Source organism: Variovorax sp. CCNWLW186 (assembly GCF_037203865.1).
Classification (GTDB): domain Bacteria; phylum Pseudomonadota; class Gammaproteobacteria; order Burkholderiales; family Burkholderiaceae_C; genus Variovorax.
Genome location: NZ_JBBCBO010000009.1, coordinates 173037 through 188063 on the forward strand (window position 1 = coordinate 173037; position 15027 = coordinate 188063).

At 63.1% G+C, this 15027-nt stretch carries 13 protein-coding genes; 3 read left to right on the plus strand and 10 right to left on the minus strand.

All coding sequences use genetic code 11. The features are described from left to right. Window positions 1-355 precede the first annotated feature (355 nt). Both V9K97_RS13645 and V9K97_RS13650 read left to right on the plus strand, forming a co-directional pair. A complete protein-coding gene (locus tag V9K97_RS13645; RefSeq protein ID WP_337318613.1) occupies window positions 356-5215 on the plus strand; it encodes a sacsin N-terminal ATP-binding-like domain-containing protein in 4860 nt (1619 codons plus the stop codon). Next, the gene (locus tag V9K97_RS13650) at window positions 5203-6921 is read left to right on the plus strand and encodes an NERD domain-containing protein (RefSeq protein WP_337318614.1); all 1719 of its coding nucleotides are present in this window, start codon (window positions 5203-5205) and stop codon (window positions 6919-6921) included. The genes V9K97_RS13645 and V9K97_RS13650 overlap by 13 nt, the downstream gene beginning before the upstream one ends. Before the next feature lie 96 nt (window positions 6922-7017). Here V9K97_RS13650 and V9K97_RS13655 read toward each other — a convergent pair whose 3' ends face one another. The 9 genes from V9K97_RS13655 to V9K97_RS13695 form a co-directional block, all read right to left on the minus strand. Further along, on the minus strand, window positions 7018-7710 hold the full coding sequence (locus V9K97_RS13655) for a hypothetical protein (RefSeq protein ID WP_337318615.1): 693 nt from the start codon (window positions 7708-7710) through the stop codon (window positions 7018-7020). Then, a complete protein-coding gene (locus V9K97_RS13660) occupies window positions 7710-8231 on the minus strand; it encodes a hypothetical protein (protein WP_337318616.1) in 522 nt (173 codons plus the stop codon). Before V9K97_RS13660 ends, V9K97_RS13655 begins: the two co-directional genes overlap by 1 nt. Window positions 8232-8314: 83 nt before the next feature. Then, complete coding sequence (locus V9K97_RS13665) at window positions 8315-9265, minus strand: hypothetical protein (RefSeq protein ID WP_337318617.1); 951 nt, start codon at window positions 9263-9265, stop codon at window positions 8315-8317. Beyond that, window positions 9262-10047, minus strand: a complete 786-nt coding sequence (locus V9K97_RS13670; RefSeq protein ID WP_337318618.1) for a phage antirepressor KilAC domain-containing protein — start codon at window positions 10045-10047, stop codon at window positions 9262-9264. Before V9K97_RS13670 ends, V9K97_RS13665 begins: the two co-directional genes overlap by 4 nt. Further along, entirely contained in the window at window positions 10048-10296 is a 249-nt protein-coding gene (locus tag V9K97_RS13675; protein ID WP_337318620.1) for a hypothetical protein, read from the minus strand. It lies immediately after the preceding gene. A gap of 112 nt (window positions 10297-10408) precedes the next feature. Further along, window positions 10409-11197 carry a hypothetical protein gene (locus V9K97_RS13680; protein WP_337318621.1) on the minus strand — a complete coding sequence of 263 codons (789 nt, stop codon included), beginning with the start codon at window positions 11195-11197 and terminating at the stop codon, window positions 10409-10411. Window positions 11198-11294: 97 nt separating this feature from the next. Next, window positions 11295-11621 (minus strand): helix-turn-helix domain-containing protein, encoded by a 327-nt coding sequence (locus tag V9K97_RS13685; protein WP_337318623.1) that lies wholly within the window; start codon window positions 11619-11621, stop codon window positions 11295-11297. Then, on the minus strand, window positions 11618-11947 hold the full coding sequence (locus tag V9K97_RS13690; RefSeq protein ID WP_337318624.1) for a type II toxin-antitoxin system RelE/ParE family toxin: 330 nt from the start codon (window positions 11945-11947) through the stop codon (window positions 11618-11620). Before V9K97_RS13690 ends, V9K97_RS13685 begins: the two co-directional genes overlap by 4 nt. Before the next feature lie 42 nt (window positions 11948-11989). Further along, entirely contained in the window at window positions 11990-13420 is a 1431-nt protein-coding gene (locus V9K97_RS13695; RefSeq protein WP_337318625.1) for a tyrosine-type recombinase/integrase, read from the minus strand. Window positions 13421-13457: 37 nt separating this feature from the next. Between V9K97_RS13695 and V9K97_RS13700 the strand changes: the two genes are divergently transcribed. Continuing rightward, a complete protein-coding gene (locus tag V9K97_RS13700; protein WP_337318626.1) occupies window positions 13458-13697 on the plus strand; it encodes a hypothetical protein in 240 nt (79 codons plus the stop codon). 113 nt (window positions 13698-13810) lie between these two features. On the opposite strand, the gene V9K97_RS13705 is transcribed toward V9K97_RS13700, so the two are convergent. Further along, window positions 13811-14872, minus strand: coding sequence for an HNH endonuclease (locus V9K97_RS13705; RefSeq protein WP_337318627.1), 1062 nt, complete (start codon window positions 14870-14872; stop codon window positions 13811-13813). Window positions 14873-15027: the final 155 nt, after the last annotated feature.

Consider the following 15027-nt stretch of genomic DNA (forward strand, 5'->3'; position numbering starts at 1 on the left):
ACCTAGCCAGCGCCGTCGGCTGATCCTTGCCGACGCCGTAGCGGTGCTTCCGCGGCGCTACATCCGATGGCCAGTTCCGATGTTCGCCACCACTCGCTATTGCCATCCGCATGACGAAGACCTGCTAAAGCGCAGCGGATCTCCGCTTCGCAGCGGCTGCCGACGTTCGTGCCTGCGAGTTGGATGTTGGCTCTGGCCCCTATGCGGCCATCCCAATGGCGACGATGCGCCAGTGATGGCGTTCAATGTTGTGCCGAGAGTCGGGTTGGCAAGCCTGCGCAGTTGGGGGTCGGGCTATCCACTGGTGCACTTCCGGGCAGTTACAGTCTGGCCCATTGAACATCGAGGAAGCCCCGTGAGCGAAGAGAAATCACTTCCCTATCAGGTCATCGAGAACATCCGCAAGAACAACTTTCTCCTGGACATCGAGACCGAATCGGCGTCCGTGCGCGCGGGTGCGCTCAACCTGCAGACGCAATTGAACAACGCGCTGAAGCTTCTCTCCTCAGACCTCTACTCCAAAAAGTCGCACTTTGTTTTGGAGGTTGTCCAGAATGCCGACGACAACGCGTACGGGGCCGGCGTCACGCCGGAACTCGGCTTTGATGTCCGCCCTCACCGCATAGTGGTGGTCAACAACGAGCTGGGCTTTTTGCAGGAGAACGTCACGGCGATTTGCAGCGTGGGCGCATCCTCCAAGTCCAAGGACAAGACTGGCTACATCGGCGAGAAGGGCATCGGCTTCAAGTCGGTGTTCACAGTCTCCGACGCACCAGAGATCCACTCCAACGGCTACCACTTCCGCTTTGACCGCACCAACGAGTCTAATCTCCTGGGCTTTGTGGTGCCGAACTGGTGCCCGCCTGCCGCTCACATGCGGTCGGACTGCACGACCATCGTCCTGCCCGCCAAGCCGGGCCATGTCTTTGACCAGACCACGTTGGCCGAGCTTGACGCACGGCTCCTGCTGTTCCTCAACAAGCTGCGGCAACTCACGCTGGAGCGCGAGGGCACCGCCGTCACCTTCGCGAGAAAGGAGGTCGGCCCCGTCTCGCAATTGACGTCCACGACCACCACCGGCGATGGCACAACCACCACGCAGGAGTTGCGGTACTTTCGCGTTTCGCAGACATTGTCGATCGGCAAGGAGGCGCGCGACGAGAAGCGGAAGGGAATCTCGCAATCCACGGTTGTGCTGGCTTTTCCGATCGACGAGGCAGGCGCAGCCAGCCCCGAGCCCCACTCCAATGTCTTTGCATTTCTTCCCATCCGCCCGATGGGCTTCCAGTTTCCCATCCAGGCTGATTTCATCCTCAGTTCCAGCCGCGAAGAACTCCTGACGGACCGGCCCTGGAACCGATTCCTGTGCGAAGGGATCGCCGACACCTTCGCAGCCGCTGTCGAGCAGTTCAAGGAGGTCGGACCGCTGGGCCTTTCCTATTTGCGCTTCGTGCCCGCTGAAGGCGAGGTGTCGGACCCCTTCTTCCAGCCACTTCGCGCCGCCATCGTCCAGCGGCTTCGGTCCACGGCCTGCTTGCCCTCAGCGTCCGGCGACTGGAAGAAGCCAGACGAACTTCGAATCGCGTCCGCGTCATTTCGCGCCCTCTTTCCTTCACCAGTGGCCGCCGCGCTGCTCGGCTTCGACTACATCGACCCGCGCATGCAAGGCGGCTCGCCGCTGCTTAGGGAGCTGGGCGTGAGCGACCTGACCACCGATGATGTCGTGTTCATTTTCAAGTCGCAGGGCGAGTGGCTGAGCGCACAGCCTCTCGAGTGGAAGGCTAGGTTCTATGCCTACCTAGCAGACATTCAGGAAAACCTGATCAAGGCGGGCCTGCTGAAGGTTCCAAGCCTGCCCCTTTCGGACGGCAGCCTCTCGGTGCCAACGAAAAGCCATGCATTCTTTCCGCTGGGCAGGGGGAAAAAATACGGCTTCGAGCATGAGCTGGTCATCATCGATCACTCGCTCTACGAGGCCGCACTCGCACACTCGCCGCAGGTGGTGTCCCTTTTCTCCGGGATGGGGGTTCGATCGGACCAGCCCTACGACCTTGTGCATTCGCACATCCTGCCCCGCCACGCGAGTGCTGCCTGGCAGTCCTCGAAGTTCACGGCACTCGTCGGTCACCTGCGCTACATCAAGGACAAGCTCGCAGACTACCTCGACGGCGCAGCAGCGGCCGGCAAGCCAAAAGCCGATGCGTACAAAGAGCTGCGCGAGGCGATCTGGATCGGTACCAAGGCGGTGGACGACGGGACTTGGCATTTCGATCGAGTCGATGAGCTGTACCTGGCCAAGGAGTATCGCCCGCCCTTCTGCATCGAGTCGCTGTTGACCGAGCCCATCGACGCCGACAGCTACATATCTCCGGAGTACATGAACTCCAAGGCCTCGGATCCGCAGGCCGAGGCGGATTCGTGGCGCGCGTTCTTTGCGCAGCTCGGGGTACGCCAGTCACCGGCGCTGCAGCAGATCGAACTCAACTGGTTCTGCAGCGACGAGCTGCTTGCACTGTTGCACTCCCCTCAGACCTCGGTTCGCCGGGCCACGCTGGAATGCCTCAGTTCGCACTGGGAGCACTACGCGGATCGCGTCACCTACCTGTCGCACCAGGGCCGCAACCGCTACGTGACCCTTGACTCGCAGTTCATCCGCACGCTGCGCGCCAGTGCCGCGCCGCTCAGGGTCCGAGCAGTTGTGGCGCTTTCGGGCACCTACTACCCGACGTCCGAGCTCAAAGCGCTTCTGGGCGATGGCCTGCCCTATGTCGACGCGACGCTCGGCCCAGCCATGCTCGAAGCATGCGGAATCACGCATCGGGTGGACGCCAGTGGGCTCATCAAACGCCTCAAGCAGCTCAAGCAAAGCGACAGTACCACCCTCAAACAGGCTCAGGCCATCTATCGCGCGCTGGACGAGCGCTTCTGGGATTCGGACGGCGGAACGATCCGCGATGCCCTCGAGGCCGATGCGCTCGTACTGGTCAAGGGGGAACACAAGGGGTGGTTCCGCCCTTCGGCGCTCACGTGGCGCGCAAGCCGGCCGTTCCTCGACGCCCTGTTCCCCCCCATCCAGTCGCAGTACCGAGATTTCAGCCGCTTCTTCCAGGACCGGCTCCACGTGCCGCGGGAACTTCCCACCACCAGTTGGGTGGATGCCCTTAAGTACCTCCATCGCATCGTAGACGTTCAAGCCCGACAGGCAGAAGCCCTGGCGATCTATCGAAAGGTCAACGGCGACCTCAAACCACGCTTTGGACGCGAAGTCGAGCTGCCAGACTGGATCAGCATCTTCCAGGATGACGAGGTCTTCATCAACCAGCGCGGCGAACTCGTGGCCAACGATGCGCTGCTCATGGTCAACGACGCGCCGAACTTCGGCGACCTGTTCTTGGATGACGAAGAGCTCTCCTACATGGCCATCCCGACGGTGGACATCCCTCGCTTGAGCAGGCTCTTCGATGCAGCCGACGTGGCACGCCTGAGCGAGTCGATCACTGTCCACCTCATTAACGATGCGTCGGGCGATTGCGACGCGCATCTCACGGCGCGCGTGCGCCGGGCGTACCCCTACATCGCCAGGATCCTGTACGCGACCCATCCTGATGTCTTTGACCGGGCCCTGAAAAACGGAGCAATGCGCTTGATCCGCTCCCTGAGCATCCATGCGCCGCCGGTGGTGCGGTTGCAGGTGACCCTTGGCGACCGCGTGCGCGAGACCACCGCCGAGGCGGTGATCGCGCACGGGCGCTTTGTCTATCGCGCGGGGGCCTCCAGCGTGAAGGACCGGCTGGCCGTCGAACTGGGCAAAGCCCTGGGTGCGCCGCCCGAATCGGCCGACGCCTTCGCCCGGGTACTTTTGGAAGACGAGCCGCAAAGCATCGAGGACTTCCTCAGCGTGCGCGGCATCGGCCCCTTGCCGGCAGACCTGCTCGTGGCCGTCAACGCCGGGGACGACGTGGGCAACGAGTCTGCTGTCGAGGACGGCGACCTGCTGGCCGACAGCGGTTCCGACAGCGAAACCGATACGCCCGTCAATGCCGACGGTCATGACGACCTCACACTGCAGGCGCATACGGATGCACCAGGGGAAGTCCCCCAGAGCAGCGCGACGCATGACCAGGCTGCACCGGCGTCCATCACAGCGCCTGGAGCCTCCAGCAGCCAGCCGCCCGCCACCGGTAGCAGGGAGCGCAGCTCCCTCCCAGCGCCCGCATCGGGACCGGACGGTGTGGCCCAATCAAGCGTCGCTGCGATGGGCGCAGCCCCCCCCGATACAACAGCTTCTGCACCGCAGCACGGCAACCGCTCCACTGGCCGGCCTGCGCTATTCGAAGACTCGGTCGCTGCGCGGGGCCCTGACACCAAGGAGGCCAGACAGGCTGGCGCCAGTGCCTCCGTCCAGCCGCCGCTAACAGCTGGGGCAACACCGCGCGCGGCTCCCTCCGAGACGAACGGCGCCCACCGCAATGGCCACACGGCCTACACGCCTGGCGGAACCACGGTGCCACGCACGCAGGGGAGCTACCCAGGGATGCCCGCAACCGGACCCGCGTCGGCCGCGCCGCGCACCAAAACCGGCCGCCTGTTGAGCTACGTGCAGGCGCCCGCGGCATCCGGAGCGCTCGACCAGACAGAGGATCCCGCCCTCGCCGCAGCGCGCGATGCGACAGGACGCGTTGCCGTGGCGCATTTCCTTAAGACGCAAGCCTCGCGCTGGGCCTCGCTGACCGAGATGCCCCACAACAATCCTGGCTTCGACATCCTCGCCAAGGCGCTGGACGGCCAGGACGAGTACATCGAGGTGAAGGGCCAGTCGGGGGCATGGACGCAGGAAGGTGTCGCCCTCACGCCGCGCGAACTGATCACGGCCCACGAAAAAAGGGATCGGTACTGGTTGTGTGTCGTCGAGCACGCGCACGACGACAGACGTCGACAGATGCACCTTGTGCAGGATCCGTTCGGACTGACCAACCAGTTCAGATTCGATGTGGGCTGGAAAGATGCCTGCGAACGTCTCACCGTGGCGCCCATGCGTCCCGAAAAAGACCTCTACATCGACCTGCCTGAAGATGGCCCGGGTCGCATCATCAGCGTGCGCGAACGTGGCAAGTTCTTCAACCTACATGTCATCCTGCGAGGCGGGCGTCAAGTCAACTGCCTGTTCCATCCCGCCAAGATGATCCTGTCGAAGGAACCGTTGTGGCAAGAGTGATCCCGCAGCTCACCCCGGAACAGTTGGCGGCATTCCCCTCCCGCGCCGAAGCGCGCTTCTACGAGGCATGCCGTGACCAGTTGCCCCGCGACGTCGTCGTCGTGTACAGCGCCAATTGGATCTACCGCGACGCACGCGGAAAGCTCACCGAAGGCGAGGCGGACTTCACGCTGCTCTCGCCTGGGGCCGGCGTGGTCATCGTGGAGGTCAAGGGCGGGGGCGTGCGCTTCGATCCCGCAACGGGCGTCTGGCGCTCGGTTGATCGCCACGGGCAGCCCCATCCGATCAAGGATCCCTTCCGGCAGGCTTCCGGCGAGCGCCACGCGCTGCTAGATCAGATTTCCGGCCACACGGACTGGCGCCAGTGGACAGGCGGGCGCTTCACCATTGGGCATGCCGTCTTCTTTCCTGACATTGGCGACGCCACGCCCCTGCTGGGGCCCGACCGCCAGCGCGAAATGGTGGGCGTCAATTCGGACCTTCGAGAGATGGCGCGCTGGTATGACGGCGTCATGCGCTTTTGGCGTCAGCCGTCCGACATCCCACTTGGCGCCAAGGGCGTGCGCCTCATCGAGGACATCCTGTGCCGACCCATCGAAGTACGCCCGGTGCTCAGGGCTGCCGTGGACGATGCAGAACGCCAGCGCATCCGCCTGACCACCAATCAGGCCAAGACACTGCGTGTGCTGGGCGGGCGCCGGCGGGCTGTGATCTCCGGCGGCGCCGGCACGGGCAAGACCATCATCGCTGTGGAAAAGGCGCGCCAGCTTGCGCAGAGCGGACTGAGCGTGCTGCTGCTTTGCTACAACCGCCCACTGGCCCACTGGCTGGCAGCAGGTCTGGTCAATCAACCCTCGATTACCGCGCTGAGCTACCACCAGTTGTGCGACCTGCGCGTTCGCCAGGCGCTCACCTTCGGACGCGATCTGATGCATGAGGCGGCCGAGGCCTATCCAGGCGCCGGTGACAAGCATCGCTTTGATGTGCAGATGCCCTTTGCACTCGCGCTCGCCGCTGACGTCGTGGCTGAGCGCTTCGATGCCATCGTGGTGGACGAGGCCCAGGACTTCAGCGACGAATACTGGTTCGGGGTGGAGCTGCAACTGCGCGACCAGGCGGCGGGCCACTTCTACATCTTCATCGATGAGAACCAGGCGCTCTACCCGCGCCGCGGTGCGCTGCCTGTGGAAGGCGAGCCCTTCCAGTTGACTGTCAACTGCCGCAACACATCAGCGATCCACGTGGCTGGCTACCGTTTCTACAAGGGAGCGCTCATCGACGAACCGGAGCTGCACGGGCCCGAGGTAATCTGGACCAGCGCGCGAACGCGCGACGCCCAGGCCGACGCGGTCGCCAGACGCGTGCATCAATGGGTGCAAATCGAAGGCATCGACACACAGGACGTGACGGTGCTGATCGCTGCACGCCCGAAGGCGCTGGGCTACGAGCTGCTGCTCGCCCGCAGCGAATCGGCCGGCGCAAAGTTGGCCGTTGAGGACCATGCCGCACGGCGCGCCGTGCTAGTGGACACCGTAGGCCGGTTCAAGGGGCTAGAGTCGCAGGCCGTGGTGCTCTGGGTGGGCGACGAGGTGGTGGATGAAGCCCTGTGGGAGACCGTCTATGTCGGGCTCACGCGCGCCAAGTCACTTCTGGCGGTGGTTGGCTCCGAGCGTGCCTTGGACCAGATCCGGCGAAACACCCCCTGACCCTGCCGCGCTACGCGCACTGCGCGGTGTCGGCGAGCCTCACAATTGCTGAGGCGCCGCTCCAGCGGCCTTGCGGCTTGACCGCTACCGCAACGCTCAGGCCGCGGACACCTCCTCGTCGTCATTTGGCACGTCGCGAACCACGGGCATGGCGCTCCGCCCGATCCTGGCCAGCAGCGAGGTCAGCGGGTCATCGCCGTTGGAGCCGGCGCCTTCGATGCCGAATGCCTCGCGCTCCATGCGAACCAGCTTCTCGAGCATTTCGACGAGCTTCTTGGACGAGTCGACGCGGCCGACGGTGCTGATGATCTTCTGGTAGAGCTCGTTGAGCAGGTCGCGGCGGTGCTTGCCGTTCTCGTCGGGTCCGGATTGGTCGAGCAGTTCGCCGAGTTGCTGGAACAGCGCGAGGTTGTCGGTCTGGGCTTCCAACTCGGTCAGGAGCGAGCGGAAAAGGCGGCCGGCGCGCTGAATGTCGGTGCGTTGGCTGATCCGAACCTCGAACACTCCGACCGCATTGGCGTCGATTACGACGTGTTCCGGTACGCGGGTTGCGCTGCGTACCTCACTGCGTACCGCTTCGTTGCGTACCAAAGCCTCGGCCTTGGCTTGGATCTTGGCGGCGAGGTCGCGCTGCCAGTCTTCCTTCTTGGCACGCTTGCGGATCGCGCCTTCACTCACGCCTTGTTGAGAAGCGATCTGGCGCAGCGACTTGATGCCGGCGCGGTAGTCCGCCTCGATGACCGGCCAGTCGGCGCCCGACTTCTTAGATTCGATCGTGGCGCGGTCCATCAGTGAACCCCTTCCGCATCCAGATGCACATCGGCGCGGTGTGCGGCGCCGGAGAGAAACTGGTTGACGGATTTCTCGGCGACGGCAAGGTGTACCGCCATCGTCGACCAGGACAGCGGGATCACGTTCGCGGCCTCGCAGGCGGCCTCGACTACACCGTCGAGCAATGGTTTCCCGGCCGAAGCCCAAAGCAAAGCCTTGCGGATCTCTGCAGTCGGTCGCATCAGGGCGAGTTGGGCTGCGCACAGCGACGCCACGCCGATCCCGGCGGCGACGTGCTCATGACCGCTGGCCCCGTCACGGGCAATGATCACCGTGATGCTGTGGTCGGCATGGCTGATGACGAGGTCGGCGCGACCATACAGGAGATGGAAGTCGCATTCCAAGGTGTCGATCGCCGGATTGAGCGGCGGGATCCGGTCTTCAAACATCTTTCCGGTCGAAGCCTCTGATCGGAACAGGAGAACGAGAGCGGCCTCGCCGCCGACTTCGACCGCGCGCTTGAGCATTTCAATGGTCATGGGGAATTCCTCGGGGGGGAGGTGAGAAGGCTGGACGCCAGTTGTTGCGATGTGTCGCTCATAGGGGCATGTTCTGTGAAGCGTTAGTGGTGTGCCATCCCGAAGGGGGTGTCGATAGTCACGTGGCGGCCGCCTTCAACAAGGTGGCGCACGCGGGCGGTGTACTGGTCGAAGCGCTCGCGCTTCTCGCTCAGATCGTGCTCGTTCCATTTGCCCAGGCCGAGCTCGACGCCCTTGGCCTCGATGCTCGGGCGATCGGCGTCCCACGGCTTCGTCGGCATGCCAGCACCGGAAGCAATCACCGCGGCCTCGCCGAGCTGGCGCTTCACGATGCCGAGCAGGTAGGCGAAGCCCTTGGGAGGGGTGGCCTTGGCGCAGATTTCGGCCGCGGCCTCGAACGTCTCGACGGGCACGCCCTTGGCGATGAGGGCGATAAGCTCCGGGCTCGAAGGGTTCACGTCGGCGACCTTCTTCGCCTTGATGGCGCGGCAGACCTCCCCTGCCTTCGTTGGGCTTTGCTGATCCCCCACCACCTCTCCGGCCGTAGTTCGGGAAGTGGTGGTGGTTTCTTCTTTACCGGTTCCGGTTCCGGTTCCGGTGTCGGATTCAGGGTGGAGTCCCGCCGTTGTCCCGCGGGACAACGGCGGGACTCCCAAGGGAGTCTTCGCACGTGACAGCGCCTTGCGGTCGGACTCCTTGCGGCGGCGAGTCATCATGTCGATCACAAACTGGGTGATCGTGTCGTGGTACAGCCGACCATCGTCGGCGCACCACCAGCCGCGCCGCAAGGTCCCGCGGTGCTTCTGGAAGGTCTTCAGCGGCATGCCGATGCGAGCAGCGATGAGTGCGTCGTCATCGTCGAGCGTGCCGCACGGCGTCTGTTTCCAGGCGGTCATCCACAGCATTAGGAGCCAAGGGCGGAGCTCAGGCGGCGCGAGCGCCCACGTGGCCGACTGCTCGATCTTTTCGTGGTCCAACTCAAAGCGCCAACCCTTCGCGCGCACGTCGGCGGGGTACGGGATTGGCTTGCTCAAGCGGCACCGCCTTGGTCTTGGATCTGGTGCTTGGCCCATTCGCCCGCGATCCACTCGACGCCCTTCGGAGTGAACTTGCATTCGTTGTAGACATGTTCGTTGCGCGCGGCCTTGTCGGTCTGCACTGCGAAGCGGCCGGCGTTCAGGTGCGGCGCGTACGCGGTCAGCTTGCCGGCGAGGCGGTACATGATGTCGCGGCCAACCATCCACGCGATGAATTGGCGCTCGTTCGCGCGCAGCAGCTTCGCCGTCTCGCGCACGCCCTTGTTCCCAGTGCAGTTCACATACTGCTCAACGAACTCGACGGCCGGCTTCTGATGCTCGATCAGGATGGCGCGATCGACCGCGAGCTTCTCGGCGTCGATCGCGCGCTGCTCGGAGTCGAGCGCCAAGCGCAGCATCTCCATGCGCGACAGCACGACCGGTCGGATCGCCGCCGCTTCCAGTTCCTGCCAGCGGTCGACCAGGCGGGCGGTGAACTCGGGCGAGAGCTGCGCGACCACCACATAGCTGTCGCGCTTGTTCACGCGATAGACGGTGGTCGGCTTGCCGCCTCCCGGCGTCGATTCCTCCATTGGAGTAAACGCCACGAGGCCGCGCTCAGCAAGGCGCTCGATGGTTCGCTTCACGTTGTCGTGGCGCGACTCAATGAGATCCGCGATCTCGCGGCTCGTCATCGTGACCAACGCCTGCATCGGCGCGACAATCGAGCCGTTTTCAGTGTTTTCATCTGCGACTCGCTCGGCTGCCACCGGGCGTTCGCTCTTCTGGGGGGCCGACATTTAAGCCACCCCGAGCGCACGCTTGATGTCCGCGACCGGCCAGGCGAGACGGCCATGCACACGGATCGGGCGAATCGGCCCGTTCTCCAAGCAAGCCCAGCCGCGCATCGTCTGCGGGCGGCGGTCCAGGTAATAGCCGGCCTGCTCGGTCGGCACCGTGGGGCGGGTCACGGTCTCCAGCGGCGGGTACTGCTGGGGCTCAGATGCAGCGCGGCGAGTGGTCGCGCTGTGAAGGTTTGCGGTCTGCATGGCGGCTCCAAACACCAGCGAATGCCGATGTATGGAACCCCATTCTTTGCATATCCGCGCAGCGGAGAAACCTCGAAGAAAATCCGAAGTTCTTCCGGAGAACCCTCGGAGATCAGCCCTGAATCTTGTGCTGGCTCGCTGGCAAATTGCTCATGCCGTTAATCGCCAGCGTCAGCGGATTGACAGCTTTGGCAGGGCTTTCCAGCTTGCCTTTCGCCCTCGCCCAATCCAAGGCAACAGCTTCATTCCAGTCCCTCGCACCAGCTCTCGCCTCCGCAAGCCCGTTTGTGCTGGCGCCCTGAATATCTCGCCGAATGGACGGCCATTCGTGTTCGTGCGCCTTTATCAGCGCGGCCTTGGTCATGCTGAATTTTGGCGCGCTGGCGGTCTGGCGTGTTTCACGTTCTGGCGCACCGTCGGCACCTTCAATGGCCGTAGTCGCAAGTCTGGATGACATGGCAACGAACGCCGCGGGCGCGCGGGTAGGTGTCTCGGCGTGGCCGCAAGTACGGGGGGAGAAGTCGAACTTCGATGGCATCTGAACGGCCTGCAGCCAACGGACGATCTCCGTGCGATCAACATGCTCCCAGCAAATCCGACGCAGATCGCGTGATTGCTGATCGCCCACTACTTGTAGGAACGTCCTTTGGGATCCGTCAAAGTTCGGCGTCCCTTGCAATAGCTGCTCCTTCGGCCATTCCGGGTTTTCTGGCCCATCGCGATGGATCAACCATCCGAGGTAGGCGCTCGAAAGACGCACCAAGATAGGAACCGCGGGCGCTGGCAGATCCTCGCGATCAGGATTTCGCCTATTCGACAGTGGCTGCCGCCCGACAATAAGGCATGCAACTTCATCCAGCCGAAAGTTGGTTGCCTCATTCCATGGGGAAAGTTCATCCATTGGCGCTCCTTCATCGCGCCCTTCATTGGGGGGTGCCCCAGCAGGCGGGTGAAGGTGACCCGCTCTTCGACCCGTCGGCCTAGCTGGGGCGAAACGGTCAGGCGGTCGCCGCCACCCTACGACGAGGGCGGCGCGCAATAGCCTTGGGCTTGGACAACTTCACCACCGGCGCCATCCCAGCGGCGGCGGCCATGTCCATCAGGGTGTCGAGCGAGAACAGGTTGATCTTCCCGCGCACCAGGTCGGAGATGCGCGGCTGGGTTACCCCGAACAGTTCGGCCGCCTGGATCTGCGTCATGCCCTGCTCGCGGATAACCTCGGCCAGGCTCATCATGAGATCCGCGCGCGTGCGCATGCTGGCCGCCTCTTGAGGCGTGTCCCCGATGGCATCCCACACGCTGGCGAATCGCTGCTTTTCGGTCATGGCGCAAGCTCCTTCATCAAGTTCTTCAGGCGCTTCCTGGTCAATTCAACATCGCGCTTCGCGGTCTGCTGGGTCTTCTTCTGGAAGCAATGGAGCACGTACACCGCATCCGCCAACCGGGCCACGTACATCACGCGAAACGTGCCCGCCTGGTCCCAGATCCGCAACTCCACCACGCCTGCGCCGATGCTGGGCACAGCCTTGGTATCGTCCGGCGCCAGCCCGTTCTGCACCATGTGCAACTGGTAGCCTGCCTCTCCCCTGACAGTCTCCGGGAAGCTGCGCAGATCGCTCAGAGCGGTACCCCGAAACTCGATTGGCTTCATGTCGAACTATACAAGAATTTGTATTTTATCGCCTGCGCGTGCTCAGGCGACAGCGCGAAGCTTTCCCAGTTTGGAGTCCGGCACGAACGGCACGCCGCCCTTGTCGAGCACGAAGATCTCCAGCCGCTCGAGGTAGGGGCGCAACTGGTCCATGGTGCGCGGCTTGTATCGCTCGGACATGCTTCCAGGCCGGTGGCCCATTACCTGGGCGATGGCACCGGCCGGGCATCCCGCCTGCTCCCCCATCAGGGCGAAAGTGCGGCGCAGCCCGTGGAGGGTCACATGGCCGATGCCGCCATGCTCCAGCACGCTCGCGTGCGCCGCCCGAGGGTCGGCGATGCGGCCCGACTTGGCACCAGGAGAAGCGAACACGAATCCATTGCCCTCGATCCGCGGCAGGTCACGCATGATGGAGGACAGGTAGGGCGTGAGCGGCAGGGTCCGAGTGTCCCCAACCTTGTCGGCGATAGTGAGCTTCTTCCATCGAAAATCCACATCACTCCACTTGAGCGCGGCCAGTTCCTCGCGACGCGCGCCAGTCAGGAGAAGGCCCTGAAGGTAAACGGCCGCGGTGCGATTGCGCAGTGTGCCGATACCCTCAAACCAGGCGGCAAGCTGGCCCTCTTCCAGCGCGTCGGTGCGCCGATTCCCCGAGGCCGACGGCAAATGATCCTGCACCCTCGGGTCACGAGCCGCCAGAGGATCGACAAAGCCCTCGAAGGCATCTTCGGTGCTGCACCAGCGCAGGAACCCGGAAACGATCTGCACGGCGCGCGCGGCCTGGGCCGCACCGCGCACTGCCTCCTTGCTGTGCCAACCCCGAAGCGCCCGGGGCGTGATGTCTTTCAGCCGCGTGTCCAGCAACGGCGCGATCGGGCCTGGCAGCGTTAGACCCTTGCCCCGCTTCTTGGCCTCGCCGCCGCGGGAAGCCATCTTTTGCATATCGGCCAGGTACCGGGGCTTCCAAGCAGCCTTCTTCTTCGGCTTGCCTCGAGTGACGTACTCGGTCCAGGCCTCGCCGAACGTCACCACCTCAGCCTTGGCAGTGGCCGCGCGGGCGGTGCGCTCGTGCTCTTCCTGACGTTCCAGTTCCCTCGGATCTTGTCCGGCATCGATCAGCACCCGCAAGCGGTTGGCCTCCACCCTGGCGCGCTCGATGGTCCAGGCCCGCACGTCGCCAATAGTGCGGCGGATGGTCTGGCGTCGCAGCTTCGCCTCGAACACGAATGACTTGGCGCCGGCAGTGACCCGCACCCGTAGCCCGGGGGCCTTTGCGTCACGCAGGAAGACCTGCTGCTTGTCCGTCGGACACACCAGCCGCTCAATGGCGCCGGCCGTCAGGTCTATGGCCTTGTCCAGTTCTACAGGTGCATCCCGCCTTGCTCGCGCCATCTTGGCTCCTATCCATGTAGCCACCATGTAGCCACTTTTGCCGGATTTGGGGGAATTCCGATCAACGCAGATTTTCGTCAAACCCCGGATTTCCCTCTGATGGAGGTGGAGTTTACCAATGAAGATCAACGCAGGCGAATGCTTTCACTCGCTCATTCGTAATGAGAAGGTCGGGTGTTCGATTCATCTCTCCGGCACCAAAAAAGTAAAAGCCCGCTATCCAAAAGGTAGCGGGCTTTTTTATTTTTCTCTTAGGTGTAGCCACCGGACATCGAAGGCCTGGCACAACGCCAGGCCCTCGTGCTTTACGGACCAGAACAAGGGACTGCACGTCGGGTGCGGTGCTGGCGATGCCTAGGGTAGCCCTGAGCAAACTTGGCAACAATCGGCCAAGCTGCGATGATCCCGCAATGCGACAAGCGCCACGTTTGCACTGCGCCACAGAAAAGCACCGCGGCTGGTCGAAACGCTTTAGCGCTGGCCGAAGTGTTTTTCGCGATGGCAGTTGGGGCAAAGAGCCCAGGCGTTGCCCACCGTGTCATCACCACCTTGCGCCAACGGCGTTATGTGATGCACCTCTAGGAATGGATCGCCAGTGGCCTTGCTGACAAACGGCGCCGGCTTCTTGCATCCTTCGCAGTGTCCCTCTGCTCGAAAGAGGACTTCGGCGACTACGTCGGGATTTCTCACAAACGCCGTTGAAACGGTCCGAATGATCTTGGGCTTCTTTGGCGCATTGGCCAAGCGTGCGAGACGCTCCTGCCTTGGCCGCGTCGAGGCTTGAGCCACACGGTCCTGCAACTCTCGCCGCACATAGACCGCATCGGCAATCAAATCGTCAGAGCCCGTGAGTGCAAGCTCAAACCACTTCGCACCGTCCGGCTCTTCATGCATCTGCTGATTCGAGAAAGCCCCGGCATAAACAAATGGATCGCCCTCCGCTTGCCGTACGAAAGCGAGTACTGGCAAGCCCGGCACGTTCAAGACCGCCGCGTTGGGCTTGAAGTGCTTCCCAAATTGCACGACGCCATTCCGAGTGATGCTCTTCAGGTAGTACTTCAGCCGTTGGCCTTCTTCCAGCCACGCGTTGTTGTACTTGCCGCCGCTCATGGTCGCCTTGATGACGACTGCCGTTGGTTGACCACCTGATTCAATGACCAGCATCCCCTCAGTGCGGGTGTCGTAGATCCCCGCAAAGATCAGGATGTCATGCGAACTGTACGTCTCGCCGATGACGAAATCCGATGCTCGAAACCGATCACCAACCCAATCGGCGAATCGCCTTTCAAAGGGGTCAACGATGTCTTCAAACGTTTGGAGCCCAAGCGCGCGCATCTCTTCAGAAAGGCCGTCCTGCGTACTCCCGTTAAATCGCTTCAGGTATACGAACAAATCCCCTACCCGTCTGAAGCGGCTCACCCATATGCCGGCGCTGCGGATCTTGAACTTGATCGAATCAGGCAGAGCGCTCGCGAGCGCGGGCTTCTGGACGGCTTCTAAAACGTACTCGCGCGCCGCGTGGATGGGACTCATTGTGCTCATTGCTTGGAATGGACACATTGTGGTGTAACTTGTTAACGATTTGCAGTGAGATTGGCAATCGTTAACTATCTCGACGCACCTTCCGCTTTGGGCGGAAGTTCTCCAGTCAGTTACTGCAAACTTCCAGAACCACCCACGCTCGGAAC

Bases quoted from the DNA above. Each gene is read 5' to 3' on its own strand.
- V9K97_RS13655 (WP_337318615.1), bottom strand. From the start codon at position 7,710: ATGGACCGCGCCACGATCGAATCTAAGAAGTCGGGCGCCGACTGGCCG.
- V9K97_RS13660 (WP_337318616.1), bottom strand. From the start codon at position 8,231: ATGACCATTGAAATGCTCAAGCGCGCGGTCGAAGTCGGCGGCGAGGCC.
- V9K97_RS13670 (WP_337318618.1), bottom strand. From the start codon at position 10,047: ATGTCGGCCCCCCAGAAGAGCGAACGCCCGGTGGCAGCCGAGCGAGTC.
- V9K97_RS13675 (WP_337318620.1), bottom strand. From the start codon at position 10,296: ATGCAGACCGCAAACCTTCACAGCGCGACCACTCGCCGCGCTGCATCT.
- V9K97_RS13680 (WP_337318621.1), bottom strand. From the start codon at position 11,197: ATGGATGAACTTTCCCCATGGAATGAGGCAACCAACTTTCGGCTGGAT.
- V9K97_RS13685 (WP_337318623.1), bottom strand. From the start codon at position 11,621: ATGACCGAAAAGCAGCGATTCGCCAGCGTGTGGGATGCCATCGGGGAC.
- V9K97_RS13690 (WP_337318624.1), bottom strand. From the start codon at position 11,947: ATGAAGCCAATCGAGTTTCGGGGTACCGCTCTGAGCGATCTGCGCAGC.
- V9K97_RS13700 (WP_337318626.1), top strand. From the start codon at position 13,458: ATGAAGATCAACGCAGGCGAATGCTTTCACTCGCTCATTCGTAATGAG.
- V9K97_RS13705 (WP_337318627.1), bottom strand. From the start codon at position 14,872: ATGAGTCCCATCCACGCGGCGCGCGAGTACGTTTTAGAAGCCGTCCAG.